Genomic DNA, 21,146 nt, shown 5'->3' on the forward strand with positions numbered 1-21,146 from the left:
CAAGACGGGCAAGCCTAAAAATCAGCCACCTTGCCCCACATCGACTCTTTGAACCGGGCGGGGTCGAAAGGCTTCGGGTCGAAGATCGGTTGAGCCCCCGACACGATGTCGGCGATCAGGTGGCCCGCGCCGGGGCCGATGCCGAAACCGTGCCCCGAAAAACCCGCGGCCAGGATGAGGCCGGGCACCTGCGGCAGTTCCCCGATGCCCGGCACGCCGTCGGGCGTGCTGTCGATGTAGCCCGCCCAGGTGTTGGCGATGCGGGCTTCGCGCAGCACGGGCAACAGGTCGACGGCACGGCGGTGGATTTCGCGGACACCGGCGGGGTCGGGCTTCGGGTTGAGGATGCGCGCCCGTTCCATGGGGGTGGGCGCGTCCAGCTTCCATCGCGCGCGGGTTTCGTGGCCCCAGCGTATGCCTTCCAGGCCGCCGGGAAACACGTTGCGCCAGCGCTTGGCGAACATCGGGATGAACTGCGGCGCGAAGCGCAGCAGCTGCGGCGTGGGGTCGGCGCGCCCACGGCCGCTGATGGCCAGGACGTAATGGCCGTCGGGGCGCCGGGTGACGGCGACGCGCGGGCTGGTCAGCGCCGCCGGCAGTTGCTGCGCCACTGGTGACAGGCGCACGATGGACTGGCGTATCGTGGCGAGCGGAAACTGCACGCCGAGCTGGTTGCAGAACGAGGAGGCCCACGCACCGCCCGCAAGAACCGCGGTGCGGGTCTTGATGGTCCCCGCTTCGGTGACGACGCCGCTGAGCCGGCCGCCCTCCATCTCGATGCCGCGCGCGGCGCAGTTCTGGTGGACGGTGCCGCCGAGTTTCATGAGCGCGGCCGCCACCGCGGGCGCTGCCTTGGCCGGGTCGGCCGTCCCGTCGCTGGGTGAGAAGACGCCGCCTTTCCACGCGCGGCCGGTCGCCTGGCCGCGCTCCGAGGCCTCGCGGCCGCTCAGCATGTGTGTGGTCACGCCGGCGGTCGTCGCGAATTCGCGCCACTTGGCCCAGCCGGCAATCTGGGCCTCGTCATCACTGAGGTACAACAATCCGCAGCGCGTAAAGCCCGTGTCTTCGCCGCTGTCGGCGGCAAACTGGTCCCAGAGTTCGAGGCTCCGGGTGGCCATGGGCAGTTCACGCGCGTCGCGGTTCTGCTGGCGGCACCAGCCCCAGTTCCGGCTCGATTGCTCTGCGCCGATGTGGCCTTTTTCGACCAGGGCGACCGAAAGCCCGCGCTTGGCGAGGTAATAAGCGGTAAAGACACCGATGATGCCGCCGCCGATCACGACGACGTCGGCGCTGGCCGGCGGGGTGCTGGAAGTCTCGAGGAGGCGCAGGGGCTGGGACATGGATGGGTTTCGGTCGTTGTTGGGTGTCTGCACTGTCTGTGCTTTTTTTGCAGTTTGTACCAAGGTTGTGCTCATGCTGTCTGCTCCTGCCCGAAGCCCAGGATGGCCTTGGTTTCCAGGTACTCCTCAAGGCCTTCGATGCCGTATTCGCGGCCGTTGCCCGAGCGCTTGTAGCCGCCGAAGGGGGCATGGGGGCTCCAGGCCGGGTAGTTGATGTGCACCTGCCCGGAACGGATGCGCGCCGCGACCGCGCGCGCCGCGGCAAGGTCCTGGCCCTGCACGTGCGCGCCCAGGCCATAGACCGTGTCGTTGGCGATCTCCACCGCCTCGTCCACGCTGTCGTAGGCGATGATCACCAGCACCGGCCCGAAGATTTCTTCCTGCGCGACCTGCATTTGGGAGTTCACGCCAGAGAAGATGGTTGGCCGGCAGTAAAAGCCGCGCTCCAGGCCCTCAGGCCGGCCGGGGCCGCCGCAGACAATGCGCGCACCTTCGGCAATCCCGGTGTCTATCATTTCCTGCACCCGGTTGAACTGGGCGCGGTTGGCCACCGGGCCGTGCGTCGTCTGCGGCGAGCGCGGGTCGCCCACAACAAAGCTCAAGGCCGCTTCAAGCGCGATCCGTTCAACCTCCTGCAGGCGCTCGCGCGGCACGATCATGCGGGTTGGCGCGCTGCAGGACTGGCCGACGTTGCGAAATGCTGCCCCCACGCCGGCGGGCACGGCGCGCGCCAGGTCCGCGTCCGGCAGGATCACGTTGGGCGATTTGCCGCCGAGTTCCTGGGCCACGCGTTTGACCGTCGGGGCCGCCGCCTGGGCCACCAGCACACCGGCCCGGGTCGAGCCGGTGATCGAGATCATGTCCACGTCCGGATGCGCCGACAGCGCGGCGCCGACTTCCGGCCCATTGCCGCTCACCAGGTTGAACACGCCCAGCGGAATGCCGGCGTCATGCACCACCTCGGCAAACAGCAGGGCGCTCAGGGGCGACAGCTCGCTGGGTTTGAGGACAACGGTGCATCCGGCCGCCAGGGCGGGGCCGACCTTGGCCGTGATTTGGTAGAGCGGCCAGTTCCAGGGCGTGATCAGGCCGCACACGCCGATGGCCTCGCGCTGGATAGTCACGTCGCCTCGGTGGGAGAGAAAGGGATAGCTGGCCAGGTTGTCCCGGGCCACGCGGATGTGCTCGGCCGCGACCGGCACCTGGGTGCTGCGCGCAAACCCGATGGCGGCGCCCATCTCCAGTGAGATCGCGTGGGCGAACAGTTCTGCGCGTTCGAGGATCAGGGTGTGGATGCGGCCTAGCAGCAAGGCCCGGCTTTCGGGAGAACTGGTGGACCAGGTGGCAAAGGCACTGCGGGCTGCGGCCACCGCCGCCGCGACGTCTTCAGTGCTTCCCAAGGCGATCTGCGCGATGGGCTCTTCGGTCGACGGGTTGATAACGCTGGCCCGGGCTTGCCCTGCGGGCAGGACCCACTCACCGTCTATGAACAGGCGATCCAGGCGGCCGGCGGCTTTGAGGCGTTCGACAAGGGAGACGTTCATGGGCGCACATCCTTTGCCGCAGTGCGGTGAATTCCGCGCTGCCCCGCGGGGAAATTACCCTTGTGCAACCCGCGCAGTGTGTCGTCATATTCCATGCTTGCCCTCTCAAAAGAATCGGATTCATGGTACGCCCTTGCCTGGAATTGATCTGCCGTTTCAGCGTGGGCATTCGGCATGAACGGTGCGCAAGCGGCGCACAACCGCAGCATCTGCGGCGATGGTTCAATAGCATTCATTGCATGGCGCCGGCAAACCGGCACAGGCTTTGCACCACCCCTTCCAGGAGGACGCTTTTCATGAGCTTTCGTCCCAAGTCCACCGGCTTCGATTGCCGCGGCACGCCGACTGGTTTCGCCATGCGCCGGATGGCCTGTATGCGCCGCGGCATCGCAAGGGCGGCCGGCCCCGGCCGGGCGGCAAGCCGTCGGGGGCGCGCCGCACACCATGCCGCCGGCTATCCGCAAAACCGCAGTTTTAACCAAGCGCCCCAGCGTGATCGAGGTATATCCCCGGTCGGCAGGTGCTCCAATGCCTTTACCCCACCCACGAGATGACTAGGAGAAAACCATGGCAGATAACAAGCAGCTGAACGGCCTGATCGGCCCCGAAGAGAGCACACGCATCCTGGGTGCGTTGCAACGCGGCGCGAGCCGGCGCGATGTATTGGCCATGTTGACGGCCGGTGGCATGCAGGCGGCCCTGGCCGGCAGCATCGCCGGCCTTGCCGCGAATGCACAGGCGCAAACGCCAACGCCGCGCAAGGGCGGCCGCATCAGGGTCGCCGAAGCCACTTCCGGGGTGAGCGACACCCTGGACCCGGCCAAGCAGGGCAACGGCACCGACTATTCCCGCGGCTTCATGTTCTACAACGGATTGACCTACCTGGACGCGAGCCTGACACCGCAGCCCCAGCTGGCCGAGGAGTTCAGCACCAAGGACGCCAAGACCTGGATATTCAAGCTGCGCAAGGGCGTGACCTTCCACGACGGCAAGCCGCTCACGCCGGCCGACGTGGTGTTCTCCATCATGCGCCACAAGAACCCGGCCATCGGCTCCAAGGCCAAGGTGCTGGCTGACCAGATCGAGGACGTGACGGCCACCGGCCCCAATGAAGTCACCATCCGCCTGGTGGCCTCCAACGCCGACCTGCCGGCCATCCTGGGCACCTACCACTTCCACATCGTCAAGGATGGCACGACCGACTTCAACGCGGGCATCGGCACGGGGCCGTACAAGGTCAAGGAGTTCAAACCCGGCGTGCGCGCGATCGCCGTGCGCAACGACAACTACTGGAAGTCCAACCGGCCTTACCTGGATGAGATCGAGCACGTGGGCATCAGCGACGAAACGGCACGCGTGAACGCGCTGCTGGCGGGCGAACTTGATCTGATCGGCCGGGTCAACCCGCGCTCGATCGACCGCGTCAACGCCAGCGGCAAGGCAGCCATCTTCGAGACCAAGGGCGTTTCGTATACCGATCTGATCATGCGGCGCGACAGCGGCCCAGGCGCCAACCCGGACTTCGTGCAGGCCATGAAACTGCTGTTCAACCGCGAGCAGATGCTCAAGTCCATCCAGCTGGGCCGTGGCGTCGTGGCAAACGACCAGCCCCTCGATCCGGGCAACCGCTTCTTCTTCAAAGGCCTGAAGCAGCGCCCCTACGATCCCGAGAAGGCGAAGTGGCACTTGAAAAAGGCCAATCTGGGCAGCGCCGCGATCCCCGTGGTGGCCTCGACGGCCGCCACCAGCTCGGTGGAGATGGCCCTGGTGCTGCAGCATGCGGCGCGGCAGGCCGGCCTGAACCTGGACGTGCGCAACATGCCGGCCGACGGCTACTGGTCGCAGCACTGGATGAAGCACCCGGTCAATTTCGGCAACATCAACACGCGCCCCACGGCCGACCTGGCCCTGACCCTGTTCTTCAAGTCCGACTCCCCCACCAACGAGTCCGGCTGGAAGAACGAGAAGTTCGACCAGTTGCTGGTGGCCGCGCGCGGCGAAACCGACCAGGCCAAGCGCGCCCAGATGTACGCCGACATGCAGGTCATGATCCACAGCGAAGGCGGCATCGGCATTCCGATGTTCCTCTCCAGCCTGGACGGCCACAACAAGAAACTCAAGGGCCTCAGCCCCATCCCGCTGGGCGGCATGATGGGCTCGAGCTTCGCCGAACACGTGTGGTTGGAAGGATGACTCCCCCCCGAAGCGCCTTCGGCGCCTCCCCCCTAGGGGGGCGCCACCTGCGGCCCGGCAGAGCCGGTTCCGCGATGGCACTTGAATGGAAGAAAACGCCATGAACTTAACCGTCGTTAAATTGGTGGCGGGCCGCATCCTCGCCGGGCTCGGCTCGCTGCTGGCGGTGTCGGCGGTGGTGTTCGCCATCACCTCCGTGCTGCCCGGCGACGCGGCCGAAGAGACGCTGGGGCAGGACGCCACGCCCCAGGCGGTGGCGGCGCTGCGCAAGGAGATGGGACTGGACCGCAGCGCGATGCTGCGCTACTTCGACTGGCTGGGCGGCATGGCCAAGGGCGACATGGGCAAGTCTGTGGTCACCGGCCTGCCTGTGGGTGAGGCTGTCGCCAGCCGCCTGCCGGCTTCGCTGCAGCTGGCCGCGGTGACGACGGTGTTTTCCGTCCCGCTGGCCCTCGGCCTGGGTATTTTGTGCGCCTTGCGGCGCGGCTCGGCTTTCGACCGTTTCACCAGCATGGCGACGGTGGCCGTTGTGTCGGTGCCGGAATTCCTGGTGGCCACGCTGGCCGTGCTGGTATTCGCGGTGCAGCTGAAATGGCTGCCCGCGCTCTCGTACGCGGTCGACGTTTCGTCGCCGGGCGAGATGCTGCGTTCCTTCGCGTTGCCGGTGCTCAGCCTGGGCAGCGTGATCGTGGCGCAGATGCTGCGCATGACGCGCGCGGCCGTCATCGACCAGCTGGCCGCGGCCTATATCGAGATGGTGCGGCTCAAAGGCGCGAGCGCCGCGCGCACCGTGCTGTTCCACGCGCTGCCCAACGCCATCGGCCCCATCGCCAACGCGGTGGCGCTGAGCCTGTCCTACCTGCTGGGCGGCGTGATCATCGTCGAGGTGATCTTCAATTACCCGGGCATCGCCAAGCTCATGGTGGACGGCGTCGCGCAGCGGGACATGCCGCTGGTGCAGGCCTGCGCCATGATCTTCTGCTCGGCCTATCTGGTCCTGGTGATGCTCGCCGACGTGTGCGGCATCGTCGCCAACCCGCGATTGAGGCACCAATGAGCACCGCACGGCCGCCCGAAGGGGGGCGCACCGCAGAGTGCAGCGCGAAGGTTTTCCTATGAATATTGCAACACTTGTTCCTTCGGCGGCCGCCACCCGGCGCCGCGCCTGGCTCGCGGGCTGGTCGCGTGCCGGCAAACTCGGGCTGGCCGTGCTGGCCTTCTGGGTGGCTGTGGGGATCTTCGCCTGCTTCGTGCCTGACAGCGCGCTTGGCGAGATGTCCGACGCCGGCGTGTTCCAGGGCATGAGCGCGCAGCACTGGCTGGGCACCGACTACCTGGGCCGCGACATGCTCACGCGCATCGTGGTCGGCACACCCTACACCATCGGTGTGGCCTTTGTCGCCACGCTGATCGCCTGCGGCGTGGGCGCGGTGCTCGGCCTGCTGGCCGCCGTGGCGGGCGGCGCGGTCGACGCGGTGCTCAGCCGCGTGCTGGACACGCTGGTGTCCATCCCGAGCAAGATGTTCGCGCTGGTGGTGATCGCCGGTTTCGGCTCCTCGGTCCCGCTTCTGATCGCGGTGACGGCCGTCGTCTACGCGCCGGGCGCTTACCGCATCATCCGATCGCTGGCCGTGAACATCAACGCCATGGACTACGTGCTGGTGGCGCGTGCCCGCGGCGAACGCCGGGCCTACATCATGCGCCGCGAGATCCTGCCCAACATCACCGGCCCACTGCTGGCCGACATGGGCCTGCGCTTCGTCTACGCCCTGCGCCTGCTGGCGAGCCTGAGCTTCCTGGGCCTGGGCGTGCAGCCGCCGATGGCCGACTGGGGCTCCCTGGTGCGCGAGAACCTCGGCGCCTTGCCGGTGGGCGGCGTCTCCGTGCTCGCCCCGGCCTTCGCCATCGCCGTGCTGACCATCGCGGTCAACCTGGTGATCGACAACCTGCCGGGACATACCGACGCAGACCGGGAGAAACATTAATGGGTGCCACTGTCCTCGTAAACGACTTGCGCGTCGTGGCGCAAGCCGCCGGCGGCGAAACAGAGATCGTCAAAGGCGTTTCTTTCCGCATCGAGCCCGGCGAGGTGCTGGCGCTGATCGGCGAATCCGGTTCCGGCAAGACCACCATAGGCCTGGCGCTCATGGGCTATGCGCGGCACGGCTGCCGCATCGCCGGCGGCAGCGTGCGCATCGGCGACACCGATGTGCTGGGCCTCACCGAATCCGAACGGCGCCGCCTGCGCGGCCGCCGCGTCTCCTATATCGCGCAGAGCGCCGCCGCTTCCTTCAACCCGTCGCGCACCATCATGGACCAGGTGGTGGAAACCGCCCACATCCATTCGCTGATGCCGCGCGCCGAGGCCGAGAAAAAAGCCGTGACGCTGTTCCGCGAGCTGGCATTGCCGCAGCCCGACAGCATCGGCCAGCGTTATCCGCACCAGGTTTCGGGCGGGCAGCTGCAGCGCCTGATGGCCGCGATGGCATTGATGAGCGACCCGGACCTGGTGATTTTCGACGAGCCCACCACGGCGCTGGACGTCACCACCCAGATCGAGGTGCTGCACGCCTTCCGCCGCGTGGTGCGCGAGCGCCAGACCACGGCGGTCTATGTCACGCACGACCTGGCGGTGGTGGCCCAGATGGCCGGCCGCATCCTGGTGCTGCGCGACGGCGCCGAGCGCGAGATCGGCACCACGGCGCAGATCATCAACACGCCGAAGGACGACTACACGCGCAGCCTGATCGCCGCGGCGAATCCCAAGGCGCGCAGCGGCGAGACGGTGGCCGAGGGCGCCACGCCGTTGCTGCAGGTGCGCAACCTGGTCGCCGGCTATGGGCCCCTGGACAAGCACGGCCGGCCCGCCTCGCCGGTGCTCGACGATGTGAGCCTGACCCTGTACCGCGGCCAGGCGATCGGCGTCATCGGCGAGTCCGGCTCCGGCAAGACCACGCTGGCCCGTGCCGTCGCCGGCCTGATCGGCCCCGCCGGCGGCCAGATCATGTTCGACGGCAAACCGCTGCCGCGCCTGGTGTCGCAGCGTTCGCCCGAGGAACTGCGCCGCATCCAGATCGTGTTCCAGATGGCGGACACGGCGCTCAATCCTTCGCACACCATTTCCGACATCCTGGCGCGGCCGCTGCAGCTGTACCGCGGCCTGAAGGGCGAGGCGCTGGACAAGCGCATCGCGCAGCTGCTCGACCTCGTGCAGTTGCCGCAGGCCTGTGCCAGGCGCCTGCCTGCCGGGCTCTCCGGCGGGCAGAAGCAGCGCGTCAACCTGGCGCGCGCACTGGCCGCCGATCCCGACCTGATCCTCTGCGACGAAGTCACGTCCGCGCTGGACACGGTGGTGGGCGCCGCCATCCTGGACCTGCTGGCGCAGCTGCGCAAGGAGCTCGGGGTGTCGTACATGTTCATCAGCCACGACATGAACACCGTGCGCGCGGTGTGCGACGAGATCGTGGTGCTGTACGCCGGCCAGAAGGTGGAGTCGCTCACGCGCTCGGCTTTCGCGCATGCGCCGCGCCATCCCTACTTCCACCTGCTGGCCAATTCCGTTCCGGAGTTGCGCCCGGGATGGCTGGACGAGGTCGGGGCGGCGCAGCGCGCGGCCCTGCCGCTGGTGCAGGCGCCCGTCGACCGCGCGGGCATCTGCAGCTTCCTGGACCGTTGCCCCCTGCGCGTGGCGGGCCTGTGCGACAGCAAGACGCCGCCGCGGCATGAGCTTGAAGGCGGCGTGGAAGTCTTCTGCCACCGCAGCGCCGACGAATTGCTGAAGCTGCAGCAGACCCCGGCGCCGCCGCGCGAGTGCACGGCCTGATCCATCCGGACGGCCTACCTCGGGAGCGCCGCGTGCGCAATAAAGATTGGCGCCCCGGGTGCCATCGGGAATTCTTTTGTCGAATTGAACCGAACTGAACTGAACTGAACTGAACTTAACTTAACTTAACTTAACTGAACAGATTGAACTGACATGCAAACACTGAACTACATCGCGGGCCGCTGGCAGGCGGCCCAGGACGGCCGCCAATTCGAGGTGCGCAATCCCGCCGACGACAGCCTGATCACCCTGGCGGCCGACGGCGGCGCGGCGGACGCACGGCTGGCCGCCGACGCGGCGGCACAGGCGCTGCCCGCCTGGAAGGCGCGCCCGCCGCGCGAGCGCTGCCTGATCCTGAAGAAATGGCAGGCGCTGATCGAGCGCGACGTGGAGCCGCTGGCCGAACTGATTTCGCGCGAGCAGGGCAAGCCGCTCGCGGAGTCGCGCGGCGAAATCGCCTACAGCGCCGGTTATGTGGAGTGGTTCGCCGAAGAGGGCGTGCGCGCCCACGGCGAGATCATCGCCGCGCCGGTGTCCAGCAAGCGCTTCCTGGTGTTGCGGGAGGCCGTGGGCGTCGTCGCCGTGGTCACGCCCTGGAATTTTCCGGCCGCGATGATCGCGCGCAAGATCGCCCCCGCGCTGGCGGCGGGTTGCACGGTGGTGGCCAAGCCCGCTGAAGACACGCCCCTCACGTCCCTGGCCCTCGTGAAGCTGGCCGAGGAAGCGGGCGTGCCTGCCGGTGTGCTGAACATCGTGCCCGCCTCGCGCGAGCGCACGCCGGAGGTGGTGGGCGAGTGGCTGCGCGACGGCCGCGTGCGCAAGGTCAGCTTCACCGGCAGCACGGCGGTGGGCAAGGTGCTGGCGCGCGAGTCGGCCGGCACGGTCAAGAAGCTGTCGCTTGAGCTCGGCGGCAACGCGCCCTTCATCGTGTTCGAGGATGCCGACCTGGACGCCGCTGTCGAGGGCCTGATGGCCGCCAAGTTCCGCAACGGCGGCCAGACCTGCGTGAGCCCGAATCGCGTCTTCGCCCACGAGGCCGTGCATGACCGCTTCGTCGACAAGCTGGCGGCCCGCGTGGGCGCCTTGCGGGTCGGCCCGGCCAGCTGGGCGGAGGCCGAGATCGGTCCGATGATCAACGGGCGGGCGGTCGACAAGATCGAACGCCACGTGAACGACGCCGTGGCCAAAGGCGCGAAGGCGGTCGTGGGCGGAAGCCGTGTGCGCACGGAAGTCGCCAACGGCCCGAACTACTATGCGCCCACGGTGCTGACCGGCGCGACAACCGACATGGAGTTGTCCTGCGAGGAGACTTTCGGCCCGGTGGTGCCCATATTCCGCTTCAGCACTGAAGACGAGGTGATCGCGCAGGCGAACGACACGCCTTTCGGCCTGGCCGGCTACTTCTTCTCCAACAACATCAAGCGCGTTTGGCGCGTCGCCTCCGCGCTGGAGACCGGCCTGGTCGGCATCAACGAAGGCGCCATCGCGGCGCAGGCCGCGCCCTTCGGCGGCGTCAAGGAATCGGGTTACGGCCGCGAAGGTTCGCACTGGGGCCTGGACGAATACCTGCACACAAAATACGTTTGCCAAGGCAATTTGACATGAAGGTGCTGGTCCTGGGTGCCGGCGTCATCGGCACCACCACGGCCTACTACCTGGCCAAGGCGGGCCACGAAGTGACGGTGGTCGACCGCCAGCCCGGCCCGGCGTTGGAGACCAGCTACGCCAACGCCGGCCAGGTGTCGCCGGGCTACGCGGCGCCGTGGGCCGCACCCGGCGTGCCGCTCAAGGCGCTGCGCTGGATGTTCCAGAAGCATGCGCCGCTGGCCATCGGCCTGGACGGCAGCGTGGACCAGCTGCGCTGGATGTGGCAGATGCTGCGCAACTGCAGCCCGCGGCGCTATGCGGTCAACAAAGAGCGCATGCTGCGGCTGGCTGAATACAGCCGCGACTGCCTGGCGCGGCTGCGCCAAGACACCGGCCTGCGCTACGAAGGCCGCGAGGGCGGCACGCTGCAGGTGTTCCGCACGCAGGCGCAGCTCGACGCCGTCGGCAAGGATGTGGCCGTGTTGCGCGCCGCGGACGTGCCTTACGAACTGCTGGGCCCCGAGGATCTGGCGCGCGCCGAACCAGCCATCGCCACGGGACCGCTGGTCGGCGGCCTGCGCCTGCCCGGCGACGAGACCGGCGACTGCCACCTGTTCACCACCGGGATCGGCCACCTGGCCCAGTCCCTGGGCGTGCGCTTTTGCTTCGGCGAGACCATCGACGGCGTGGAAGTCTGCGCCGGCCGCGTGGCCGGCGTGCGGCAGGGCGGCCGCCTGCGCACGGCCGACGCCTACGTGATGGCGCTGGGTTCGTATTCCACGGCCATGCTGCCCGAAGCGGTGAAGATCCCCGTCTATCCGGTCAAGGGCTATTCGATCACCGTACCCATTGCCGACGCGGGCCGCGCGCCGGTGTCGACCGTGCTGGACGAGAGCTACAAGATCGCCATTACGCGCTTTGACCGCCGCATCCGCGTGGGCGGCATGGCGGAGCTGCGCGGCTTTGACCTGCGCCTGAACCCGCGGCGCCGCGAAACGCTGGAGCTGTGCCTGAACGAGCTGTTCCCCGGTGCCGGCCACGCCGAGGCCGCGACCTTCTGGACCGGCCTGCGGCCCATGACCCCGGACGGCACGCCGCTGGTGGGCCGCACGCCGTTGCCCAATCTCTACCTGAACACCGGCCACGGCACGCTGGGCTGGACCATGGCCTGCGGCTCGGCGCGTGTGCTGGCCGACGTCATGAGCGGCCGCGCACCCGAGATCCGCGCCGACGACCTGTCGGTAGAGCGCTATACGCAGGCCAAACCGCGGCCATCGACCGACCCCCTGACCGAACCCGGCCTGCGGACCTGAAGCCGACACGGTAAAGCCGCCGCTCCCTCGGCCGGTGTGTGTACGGCCTGGGAGAAAACCATTGAGCCGGAAATTTATCGGTTCACTAATGGCTTCCCGGTTCAGAATCACACCCATGACAACAACTCCCAAGCTGCTGGTCGAGTCCGTGGACGGCATCATGACCGTGTCCCTGAACCGCCCCGACAAACTCAATGCGATTGACAACGAGCTGGCCCGCGCGCTTCTTGCCGCCATTGACCAGGCCTCGCGCGACGATAGCGTCCGGGTGCTGGTGTTGCGCGGCAAGGGCCGGGCTTTTTGTGCGGGGAGGGACGTCGGTGCGCCACCCACGGAAGAGGACCTGGTCCTGGTGCAGGCCGTTTCCAAGGCGCTGGTGTCTCTGCCCAAGCCGGTGCTTGCTTCGGTCCATGGCTGGACTGTCGGCGCCGGCTTCGAGTGGATGCTCAATGCGGACATCGTGGTCGCGGGGGAAAGCAGCCGCTTCAAGCTGCCGGAGGCTTCCATCGGGGTATTCGTGACGGGCGGATTAAGCGCGACACTGCCCGCCTATGCAGGCCTTGCACGCGCCAAGGCGCTGATGCTGCTGGGCGAGGAGTTTTCGCCCGCGCAGGCGCTGGCCTGGGGGCTGGTCTGGAAAGTGGTCCCCGACGCGGAACTCGAATCGGCATCCCGACAAATCGGCGCCAGGCTGGCGTCGCTTCAACCCGCGGTTGCGGCCAGCTTCAAACGGGTTCTCAACGACATCGGCCTTCGCCGTTTCGACGATGCCATCGCGCTTGAAAACGAGGCGCAGCGCGCATTGCAGATCAGGCGCGGGTGAACAGGTGCTGGACCAGGATGTGCTTCACCTTGCGCTCGGTGCTGATGGCGTAGTAGTGCTCATGCACCCCTTCGCAAGCACCCAGCAAGCGGACCTGGTGACGCTTCATGAGGTCATCCTCTACCGACAGCGCCGCGGGGAAAACGCCCAGGCCGCTGCCGCCGAAGGTCTCCAGCAGGGCGCTGTCCTCAAACTCACCGACCACGCGCGGCCGCAGCCCGTGCTGTAGCAGCCACTGGTCCAGCGGCCCGCGAACGATGGAATGCGAAGTGGGCAGCAGGACGGGCACCTTGCCCAGCGACGCGGGGAAATCTTTCCGGGCCAGCTTCCACCAATGCTGCGACGCATACCAGCCCATCCCTGAAATGCCCAGAGAGTGGTTGTGCACCTTCAGGTGGGGATTGGACGGTGCGGGATGGTCGGACAGCACCACGTCCAGCCGGTGCATGGCGAGGTCGGCCAGGAGGTCGGCCATTTCACCTTCGTGGCACACGAGCCGCAGGTCGGGTGTGCCCAGCACCGGCTGGAGCAGGCGCTGGACCACCAGTTTGGGCAGGCCGTCCGCAATGCCCACCGTCAGCCGGACCGATTTGGCCTGGGCGGCGCTGCGGACCAGTTCGGGTAGCGCTTCGCCCAGCTGAAAAATCTGCTCAGCCTGGCGCAGCGCAAGGTCTCCGGCTTCGGTCAGCGCCAGGCCCCGCCCCGCGGGTTTGAGCAACTGGCATCCCAGGTCGCGTTCCAGTTCGCGCACCTGCGCGCTGATGGTCTGGACCGCCATGTTCAGCCGCGCCGCGGCGTGCGACATGCCGCCTTCCTTGGCAACCACCCAGAAGTAATACAGGTGCCGGTAGTTGAATGCGAGGCTCATCTTCAGGTTTTACGGGATTGTTATTCAAGCATTCTCTGCTTTTTCTTTCTGCATGGCGGTCCTATTCTGTATTCACCACTGCAGGTCTCCGGTCTTGTCACTGCAGATCTTCCACCTCCACGAAAGGAAAACCATGAACCGACCATTAGCTTTCCCAACTCAAACCGCAAGCCCCGGCTGGGTCGCCGGCATCGCGAAGCACAAGGTGCTGCGCAACACCTATGCCTTGTTGTCCATGACGCTGCTGTTCAGCGCCGCCATGGCCGCGCTGGGCGTCGTCTTCAAGTTGCCGGCCCCGGGGCTGATCATCACGCTGGCCGGGTATTTCGGCTTGCTGTTCCTCATCCACAAGGTGCAGAACAGCGGCTGGGCCATCCCGGCGGTGTTCGCCCTCACCGGCTTCATGGGCTATACGCTGGGCCCTGTGCTGGCCATGCACCTGGCCCTGCCGGGTGGCGCGCAGGCGATGACGCTGGCGCTTGGCACGACGGGCGTGACCTTCCTGGCCTTGTCCGGCTGGGTGCTGGCCACACGGCGCGACTTCAGCTTTATGGGCGGCTTCCTGTTCGCCGGCATGGTGATCGCGATCCTGGCCGGCCTGGCCGCGATGTTCCTGCAACTGCCCGCGCTGGCGCTGGCCGTGTCGGCCGTGGTGGCCTTGCTTTCGGCGGGAATGATCCTGTTTGAAACCAGCCGCATCGTGAACGGCGGCGAGACCAACTACGTGCTGGCCACCGTCAGCCTCTTCGTTTCGCTGTTCAACCTTTTCACCAGCCTGCTGAGCCTCTTCGGCTTCGGCGGCAGCAACGACTAATTCAAGGTCATGGAGAAACTTATGAAATGCCCTCATTGCAATGACGTCACCCTGGTCATGACGGAGCGCCGAGGCGTCGAGATCGACTACTGCCCTCAATGCCGCGGCGTATGGCTGGACCGTGGTGAGCTCGACAAGCTCATCGCGCGCGACACGGCCGCCGCACCGGCGCCGCAGCCGGCCTATCAACAAGCGGCCCGCCGTCCCGACTTCGAGGATTCCGACTACCGCCACCACAGCGGCTATGGCAGGCGCAAGCCCAAGTCATGGCTCAGCGAAATATTCGACTGAGGCAGGCAGCCCGCGCTTTCTCATCCATTTTTATTTCAGGAACACCATGAACACTTCTTTTCGTAGCACCGCCGCGACCGTGATCGCCGTGACCATCGCTTCAATGACCGTTCCCTCGCTGGCATTCGCCAAGCGCATCGGCAGCGGGGGCCGATCGATGCCGGCCGCCCGGGCCGGCAATGCCCCAACCGCCCCATCTGCTCCAGTAGCGGCCAAGGCCCCGGCACCCGTCGCCGCTCCCGCCGCCACCGCAGCGCCGGCCGCAGCGGCCGCCCCCGCAGCCCGCGGGCCTGGCTTGATGGGCACCATGGGCGCGGTCGCCGTGGGCGCGGCTGCCGGCACCCTCGCCGGCAATGCGCTGGCCGGCAGCCCCGCCTCCGACAAGGAAGCCAAGGCCAGGGACGCGGAGAAAGAAGCCCAGGAGCTGCAACACAAGGCCGACGAAGCCAAACGCAAGGCCGAAGCCGCCCGCGCCGCGGTGAAGTGACGCGTGGCTCGTGCGAGCCGCCCTCGCGGCTGCCGGCCTTCCTTAATCCTGCAAGCGCGTGGCCACCGGATGCGCATGCTCAACCGCGCACCTCGCCCAGGTGCCGCTCGGGCAGCGGCAGCTTGGGCGCCTTGTCCAGCAAGCCCAGCACCACTTGCAGCGCCATCGCCATCGCGCCGACGATGAACACGACGTCGCCGAAGGTGCGCGCCCAGCGCAGGTTCTGCAGCAGGGGCTGCTGCATGAATTCCTCGCTGCGCGCATACCACAGGCCTTCGCTGACGCTGGCGTGGAACTGGATGATCCCGATGGGCAGCAGGCTCGTGAAGATCATCAGCACCAGGCCGGCGTTGAGGCCCCAGAACGCGGTTTTCATCAATGGCGCGCTGAACCGGTAGTCCGGACGCAGGTAGCGCAGCACCAGCAGCGTGAAGCCGAGCGCCAGGAATCCGTAGACCCCGAACAGCGCGGCATGCGCGTGCACCGGCGTGGTGTTCAGCCCCTGGATGTAGTACAGCGACATCGGCGGGTTGATCATGAAGCCGAAGACACCGGCGCCCAGCATGTTCCAGAAGGCGACGGCGACGAAGCACATCATCGGCCACTTGAGGTTTTCCATCCAGGCGGCGCGCGCCTTGAGCCGCCAGTTCTCCCAGGCTTCGTGGCCCAGCACGATCAGCGGCACCACTTCGAGAGCGCTGAAGCTCGCGCCGACCGCCATCACCGGCGTGGTGGTGCCGGCGAAGTACATGTGGTGGAAGGTTCCGGGAATGCCGCCCAGCATGAACAGGGACGCCGATGCCAGGCTCGCGGCCGTGGCCATGCGTATCGAGACCAGGCCGAGCGTGGAGAAGATGAAAGCCAGCGCCGTGGTGGCGAAGACCTCGAAGAAGCCTTCCACCCAGAGATGGACCACCCACCAGCGCCAGTATTCCATGACCGACAGGTGGGTGCGCTCGCCGTAGAAAAGGCCGGCACCGTAGAACAGGCCGATGGCGCCCACCGAGGCGGTGAGCAGCGCGAGCAGGTTCTTGTCGCCGCCCTTCTTCAGAAGCGCCGGGATGACGCCGCGCAGCATCAGCACCAGCCACAGCAGGATGCCGGTGAACTTGCCGATCTGCCACAGGCGTCCCAGGTCCACGTACTCGTAGCCCTGGTGCCCGAGCCAGAAATTCCATTCGGGCGGCATCACCTGCGCGATCGCCAGGTAATTGCCGGTGAAGGAGCCCACCACGACGACGACCAGTGCCCAGAACAGCACATCCACGCCGGCCTTCTGGAACTTCGGATCCTTGCCGCCGTTGATCAGCGGCGCGAGGAACAGGCCCGCGGCCAGGAAGCCGGTGGCGATCCAGAACAAGGCGGCCTGGATGTGCCAGGTGCGGGTCAGCGAATACGGAAACCACTGCGAGACGTCGATGCCGTAGAACTGTTGCCCTTCGACGGTGTAGTGCGCGGTGAACCCGCCGACGAACACCTGGAAGATGAACAATGCCACGACCAGGAACAGGTACTTGCCCAGGCCTCGCTGCGAGGGCGTGAGCGCAAAGGTGGTCAGGGGATCGCGCGCGGCCGGTGCCGGCAGCGGCTCGTCATGGTCGCGCAGGAAGGCCCAGGCCCAGACCAGAAATCCCACGCCGGCCAGCAGCACCACGATGCTGGCGACCGACCAGACAATGTTCTCGCTGCTCGGCCGGTTGCCGATCAAGGGCTCGTGAGGCCAGTTGTTGGTGTAGGTGACTTTCTGGCCGGGACGCTCGGTCGCGGCGGCCCAGGCGGTCCAGAAGAAAAATTGCGTCATCTGCCGGCGCCGCTCGGCGCTCGGCAGCGTGTTCTCCTTCATCGCGAAGTGCTCGCGGCTTTTCTGCAGCGAGGGCGCGTCGGAGAACAACTTGTCGTAGTAGCCGGCGGTCTGGGCGATGGCCTGGACGCGGCGCTCCGACAGCTTCAGCACCTCCGCCTGGTCGACACGGTTGCCGCGGTACTCGGCCTTGAGCTGCTCGCGCAGCGCGGCTTGCGCCGGCCCGTCGAGCGCGGCGTAGGCCTTGCCGTGCAGCTGCTGCGCGGCCAGCTCCAGCCATGAGGTCAGTTCGCGGTGCAGCCAGTCGGCGGTCCAGTCCGGCGCCTGGTAGGCACCGTGGCCCCAGATGGAGCCCAGCTGCATGCCGCCCACCGACTGCCAGGCCGTCTGGCCGTCGAGGATGCCCTCACGGTCGAACAGGACCTTGCCGTCCGGGGCGGTCACCTGCGCGGGGATGGGCGGCGCCTGGCGGTAGACCTCGGTGCCGTAATAGCCCAGCAGCGAGAAGGTGACGATCAGCACGCCGATCAGCGTGAACCAGAGTTTTTTGTATGAGCCCATGGGGTTCTCCTAGGTCAAAAGTGAGGGGACGTGCTTACAGCACGCCGGCCTTGTAGACGCCGGGAACCGGCTCGCCGGTGACTTCGAGCACGCCCACCGCGCCCTTGCCGGCGCGCGACAAGGCGTGGTCCACCAGCAAATAGCTTCCAGGGTGCTGGACCTTGATCTCCACGATGGTCGCGCCGCCGGGCGCCACCAGCGTGGTCTGCACGTCGTGCTTGAGGCCCGTGAAAGATCCTTCGCTGTACACGGTGTCGAAGATCTCGCCGATGACGTGGAAAGACGAGATCTTGTTGGGGCCGCCGACGCCGAAGTAGATGCGCACGGTTTCACCCACCCTGGCCTGCAGCTTGTGGGTCTTGTTCAGCGCGCCGACTTCGCCGTTGAAGACGTAGTAGTCGGGCAGCTCATTGGCCATCTTCTCGAGGTCGGCCTCCTGGTGCCCCTTGGCGCCGTGCGGGCGGCCCGTGTACATCTCGCCCTGCATCACGTAGTACTCGCGGTCCACTTTGGGCAAGCCGTCCACGGGCTCGACCAGGATCATTCCGTACATGCCGGCCGCGATGTGCTGCGGCACCAAAGGCGTGGCGCAGTGGTACACGTACAGGCCTGGGTTGAGCGCCTTGAAGGTGAAGGCCTTCTCCTGGCCCGGAGCGACCTGCGTGTGCTCGCCGCCGCCGTGGCCGCCCGTCACCGCATGCAGGTCGATCGAATGGATCATCTTGCTGTCGCGGGCGTTGGCCAGCGTCAGTTCGATGGTGTCGCCGACGCGGGCGCGCAGCATCGGGCCGGGCACCTGGCGGTTGAAAGTCCAGTAGGTAAAGCTGGTGCCGTCGTCGAGCTTGCCGGGCAGCTCGACCGTTTCCATGCGGTACTTCAGGGTCCTGGGCGCCCGGGACCCTACGGCGGGAGGCACCGCGGCCGGGTTGGCGGCCACGCTGACCGCGGACGGATCGGCCGCGCGCTGCGGCACGGGGGCCGGGGTGTAGAGCGCAAGCGCGGCCTGGCTGGAGTCGCTGCCGGCCAGCGCGGCGCCTTGGGCGACGGCGGGACCGCTGACCTGCAGCCGGCCTTCCATGCCGATCTGCCGGTGGCCGGGGATGGAGCAGTAGTAGGTGAAAGTGCCGGAGCGCGGAACCTTGAAGCGCAGCGTGGCCTTGCCGCTACTGCCGTTGAACTTCGGCGAGGCGACGTTCAGTTCGGGGATCACCAGGTCGTGCTCCGCGCCTTCCCCGCTTTCCAGCACGATCTCGATCGTGTCGCCCGCGTTGGCCGTGAGGGTCGGGTTCACCTGTCCCTTGTCGCCGACGAACACCATCTTGCCGTCGACGATGTTGGTGTGCAGTTCGTAGCGCCTGGTCGCGGCGGGTGTCGCCGCGCTTGAAATGGCGCCGGCTGCGGCAGCGGCATGCGCCGGGTGCGCGGCGGGCTGCGCCTGCGCGGACAAAGCCGTGGCGAGGATGCAGATGGCGGCGGCGATGGCGCCTGGGGGGAGGGTCCGTCTCATGTGGCTTTCCTTGGTCTTTTGTGCCGGTTCGGCAGTTCTGACTATGCGGGCGGTATTCCACACAAAGCTTGTCTTGGATCAACACCTTGCCAAATAGAGGAGCTTTGCGGCCTGAGCAGGCGCCGATCGCCGGCGGCTTGCCGCACCGATATATCCGGCCCGCTTGAAAGGGTATAGCCGTCGGGCAATCCGGGCATCAGCACGCCTGTGCGATGCCCGGACTGCGTGTCCGATACTCAGAAAAAAAGCGCCTTGCACTGCAACCGGTGCGATGGGGTCGCCACGCCGGCGCTACGCTTTCAGGAAGGCCAGCAGGTCCGCGTTGAGCCTGTCTTTTTGCGTGACGATCAGGCCGTGCGAGCCGCCTTCGTAGACGATCAGCTCGGAATTTTTGACCAGGGCCTTCGACAGCGCGCCTGAAATTTCGAGCGGCACGATCTGGTCGTCGCTGCCGTGCACGATCAGCGTCGGAACGCTGATCTTCTTCAGGTCCTCCCGGAAGTCGGTCTCGGAAAATGCACCGATCGCATGATAGGCGGCGAGCATTCCCGTGGCCTGTCCCTGGCGCCAGTACTCTTCCCTCACGCCCTCCGATACCTTTGCGCCCGGGCGGTTGTAGCTGTAGTAGGGCATGGACACGTCCTTGTTCCACTGGGAGCGGTCTGCCTGGACAGCGGCGCGGAAGCCGTCGAAGACCTCCACCGGTGCGCCGTGGGGATTGGTCTGCGTTCTCAGCAGGAAGGGCGTGACCGCGGCGATCAGCGCCGCTTTCGCGACACGCTTCTCGCCATGGCGGCCGATGTAGCGGGCGACTTCGCCGCCGCCCATGGAATGTCCGACGAAGGTCGCCTGCCGGAGGTCCAGCAGTTCAACCAGGGTCGCCAGGTCGTCGGCAAATGTGTTGAAGTCGTAGCCCGTGCCGGGCTGGCCCGAACGGCCGAAACCCCGCCGGTCCAGCGCGATGACGCGAAATCCCTTGTGCAGCAGGAACATCATCTGGTTTTCCCAGGCATCCGAGGACAGCGGATAGCCGTGGCTGAAAACCACGGGTGGGCCGCTGCCCCAGTCCTTGTAATAGAGGATCGTGCCGTCCTGGGTGGTGAAGGTGTTGGAGCCGAGCTTTGCTCCGGCGGTGCGAGCTTGAGCTTGAGCTTGAGCTTGAGCTTGAGCTTGAGCTTGAGCTTTGGCCTTGGCTTCAGCCAGGGTCGGCACAGCGGCCAGGCCGGCGGCGGCTACGCCGGCTGCACCGAGCATGAGACTGCGGCGCGCAACACGTGTGGGCTCCGCGGCCTGGTTTTGATGAGGAAAGTTGCGGGTCATTTTTTCGTTCTGTGAGATTGGGATGGAAGGGAAAAGGCGTGGCGCTTAAAAGCCAAGGCGGCGAAGGTCGTCCGCGTCAAGCGACTGGCCGCTGCGGTTCCTGACGCTGGGGCGGTCCGCCACCCTGGCGCGCCATGCCTGGAGTGCTGTGTGGTCCCTGGAAACGGGAATCCCGGCGACATCGGCAAAAAGCAGGCCCGCGAACAGCGTGATGTCGGCCATCGAAAAGTCCTCGCCGGCGACATAGGGTGTGGCCGCGAGCACCTGGTCGAAATACGCCAGGCCCGACTCCGCTTTGGCGCGCTCGCGCCCGGCCCATTCGCCGCGATGCGCCCAGTCCGGGCTCTTGAACGGAAGGAGGCCGGCGCCAAGGCCGGGCGTCCCATGGTGGAAGTAGATGCCGATCGGATCGAGCACCATGGCCTCCGCGCGCCGTTGCATCATGTGGATCACGCCCTTTTCCCGGGGCGTCCTGCCCGTGAGCGTCGGGGCGCCATCCAGGTTGTCGAGGTACTCCGTGATCGCGGTGCTTTCGGACAGGTACAGGCCGTCATCGAGCTGGAGTACCGGGAGAACGCCGAGCGGATTTTTGGCCAGAAAACTTTCCTGCTTGTGTTCGGCGCTGATGAGGCTGACTTTTTCAAATTCAAGCTGGCCGTCCAGATGCTTTTCGGCCAGAACGATGCGGATGCGCGCGGGATTTGGGGTGCCAGGGTTGTCGAATAATTTCATGTGAGCTTTCAATAACTACCAAGTGGTAGATAGGTTAAAATGACGGATTTACCGATAGGGATAATCTTGAACGAGGTGTTATCTACCTATCGATAGGTAGAATTTTAGGATCTCGCCGTCTTTGGCGTCAAGCTTTTTTTAA

Annotated in this window: 17 protein-coding genes; 10 read left to right on the top strand and 7 right to left on the bottom strand. The window is 66.6% G+C overall.

Annotated elements, in window-relative coordinates:
* Nucleotides 1–14 precede the first annotated feature (14 nt).
* Together AC1D1F_RS14910 and AC1D1F_RS14915 are read right to left on the bottom strand one after the other, a co-directional pair.
* Entirely contained in the window at nucleotides 15–1,340 is a 1,326-nt protein-coding gene (locus tag AC1D1F_RS14910; protein WP_477696651.1) for an NAD(P)/FAD-dependent oxidoreductase, read from the bottom strand.
* A gap of 71 nt (nucleotides 1,341–1,411) precedes the next feature.
* Complete coding sequence (locus AC1D1F_RS14915) at nucleotides 1,412–2,884, bottom strand: aldehyde dehydrogenase family protein (protein WP_477675103.1); 1,473 nt, start codon at nucleotides 2,882–2,884, stop codon at nucleotides 1,412–1,414.
* A gap of 567 nt (nucleotides 2,885–3,451) precedes the next feature.
* Between AC1D1F_RS14915 and AC1D1F_RS14920 the strand changes: the two genes are divergently transcribed.
* The 7 genes from AC1D1F_RS14920 (at nucleotide 3,452) to AC1D1F_RS14950 (ending at nucleotide 12,623) form a co-directional block, all read left to right on the top strand.
* Nucleotides 3,452–5,077, top strand: a complete 1,626-nt coding sequence (locus AC1D1F_RS14920; RefSeq protein ID WP_477675102.1) for an ABC transporter substrate-binding protein — start codon at nucleotides 3,452–3,454, stop codon at nucleotides 5,075–5,077.
* Nucleotides 5,078–5,177: 100 nt separating this feature from the next.
* Nucleotides 5,178–6,134, top strand: a complete 957-nt coding sequence (locus AC1D1F_RS14925) for an ABC transporter permease (protein WP_477675101.1) — start codon at nucleotides 5,178–5,180, stop codon at nucleotides 6,132–6,134.
* A 58-nt stretch (nucleotides 6,135–6,192) separates the two neighbouring features.
* Nucleotides 6,193–7,062, top strand: a complete 870-nt coding sequence (locus tag AC1D1F_RS14930) for an ABC transporter permease (RefSeq protein WP_477656079.1) — start codon at nucleotides 6,193–6,195, stop codon at nucleotides 7,060–7,062.
* Nucleotides 7,062–8,900 carry an ABC transporter ATP-binding protein gene (locus tag AC1D1F_RS14935; RefSeq protein ID WP_477696843.1) on the top strand — a complete coding sequence of 613 codons (1,839 nt, stop codon included), beginning with the start codon at nucleotides 7,062–7,064 and terminating at the stop codon, nucleotides 8,898–8,900. The genes AC1D1F_RS14930 and AC1D1F_RS14935 overlap by 1 nt, the downstream gene beginning before the upstream one ends.
* Nucleotides 8,901–9,053: 153 nt before the next feature.
* Nucleotides 9,054–10,505: an NAD-dependent succinate-semialdehyde dehydrogenase gene (locus tag AC1D1F_RS14940; RefSeq protein WP_477675099.1), complete on the top strand. Its 1,452-nt coding sequence runs from the start codon at nucleotides 9,054–9,056 to the stop codon at nucleotides 10,503–10,505.
* A complete protein-coding gene (locus AC1D1F_RS14945; RefSeq protein ID WP_477696844.1) occupies nucleotides 10,502–11,800 on the top strand; it encodes a D-amino acid dehydrogenase in 1,299 nt (432 codons plus the stop codon). The genes AC1D1F_RS14940 and AC1D1F_RS14945 overlap by 4 nt, the downstream gene beginning before the upstream one ends.
* Nucleotides 11,801–11,915: 115 nt before the next feature.
* The gene (locus tag AC1D1F_RS14950; RefSeq protein ID WP_477675097.1) at nucleotides 11,916–12,623 is read left to right on the top strand and encodes an enoyl-CoA hydratase/isomerase family protein; all 708 of its coding nucleotides are present in this window, start codon (nucleotides 11,916–11,918) and stop codon (nucleotides 12,621–12,623) included.
* Here AC1D1F_RS14950 and AC1D1F_RS14955 read toward each other — a convergent pair.
* Complete coding sequence (locus AC1D1F_RS14955; RefSeq protein ID WP_477696845.1) at nucleotides 12,610–13,491, bottom strand: LysR family transcriptional regulator; 882 nt, start codon at nucleotides 13,489–13,491, stop codon at nucleotides 12,610–12,612. The genes AC1D1F_RS14950 and AC1D1F_RS14955 overlap by 14 nt on opposite strands.
* 133 nt (nucleotides 13,492–13,624) lie before the next feature.
* Between AC1D1F_RS14955 and AC1D1F_RS14960 the strand changes: the two genes are divergently transcribed.
* From AC1D1F_RS14960 to AC1D1F_RS14970, 3 genes are read left to right on the top strand one after another with little or no spacing between them, the layout of a single operon-like run.
* The gene (locus AC1D1F_RS14960; protein ID WP_477696846.1) at nucleotides 13,625–14,305 is read left to right on the top strand and encodes a Bax inhibitor-1/YccA family protein; all 681 of its coding nucleotides are present in this window, start codon (nucleotides 13,625–13,627) and stop codon (nucleotides 14,303–14,305) included.
* Between the two features lie 21 nt (nucleotides 14,306–14,326).
* Nucleotides 14,327–14,596: a TFIIB-type zinc ribbon-containing protein gene (locus AC1D1F_RS14965; RefSeq protein WP_477675094.1), complete on the top strand. Its 270-nt coding sequence runs from the start codon at nucleotides 14,327–14,329 to the stop codon at nucleotides 14,594–14,596.
* A 46-nt stretch (nucleotides 14,597–14,642) separates the two neighbouring features.
* The gene (locus AC1D1F_RS14970) at nucleotides 14,643–15,083 is read left to right on the top strand and encodes an ABC transporter substrate-binding protein (RefSeq protein WP_477675093.1); all 441 of its coding nucleotides are present in this window, start codon (nucleotides 14,643–14,645) and stop codon (nucleotides 15,081–15,083) included.
* A gap of 79 nt (nucleotides 15,084–15,162) precedes the next feature.
* On the opposite strand, the gene AC1D1F_RS14975 is transcribed toward AC1D1F_RS14970, so the two are convergent.
* The 4 genes from AC1D1F_RS14975 to AC1D1F_RS14990 all read right to left on the bottom strand — a co-directional run bounded on the left by AC1D1F_RS14975 (nucleotide 15,163) and on the right by AC1D1F_RS14990 (nucleotide 21,004).
* Nucleotides 15,163–17,445, bottom strand: a complete 2,283-nt coding sequence (locus AC1D1F_RS14975) for a nitric-oxide reductase large subunit (protein WP_477675092.1) — start codon at nucleotides 17,443–17,445, stop codon at nucleotides 15,163–15,165.
* A gap of 34 nt (nucleotides 17,446–17,479) precedes the next feature.
* A complete protein-coding gene (gene nirK, locus AC1D1F_RS14980) occupies nucleotides 17,480–18,952 on the bottom strand; it encodes a copper-containing nitrite reductase (RefSeq protein WP_477696847.1) in 1,473 nt (490 codons plus the stop codon).
* 291 nt (nucleotides 18,953–19,243) lie between these two features.
* Nucleotides 19,244–20,272, bottom strand: coding sequence for an alpha/beta fold hydrolase (locus AC1D1F_RS14985; protein ID WP_477675090.1), 1,029 nt, complete (start codon nucleotides 20,270–20,272; stop codon nucleotides 19,244–19,246).
* Between the two features lie 45 nt (nucleotides 20,273–20,317).
* Nucleotides 20,318–21,004 carry a glutathione S-transferase family protein gene (locus AC1D1F_RS14990; protein ID WP_477675089.1) on the bottom strand — a complete coding sequence of 229 codons (687 nt, stop codon included), beginning with the start codon at nucleotides 21,002–21,004 and terminating at the stop codon, nucleotides 20,318–20,320.
* Nucleotides 21,005–21,146: the final 142 nt, after the last annotated feature.

Source organism: Polaromonas sp. P1_H6 (assembly GCF_056405195.1).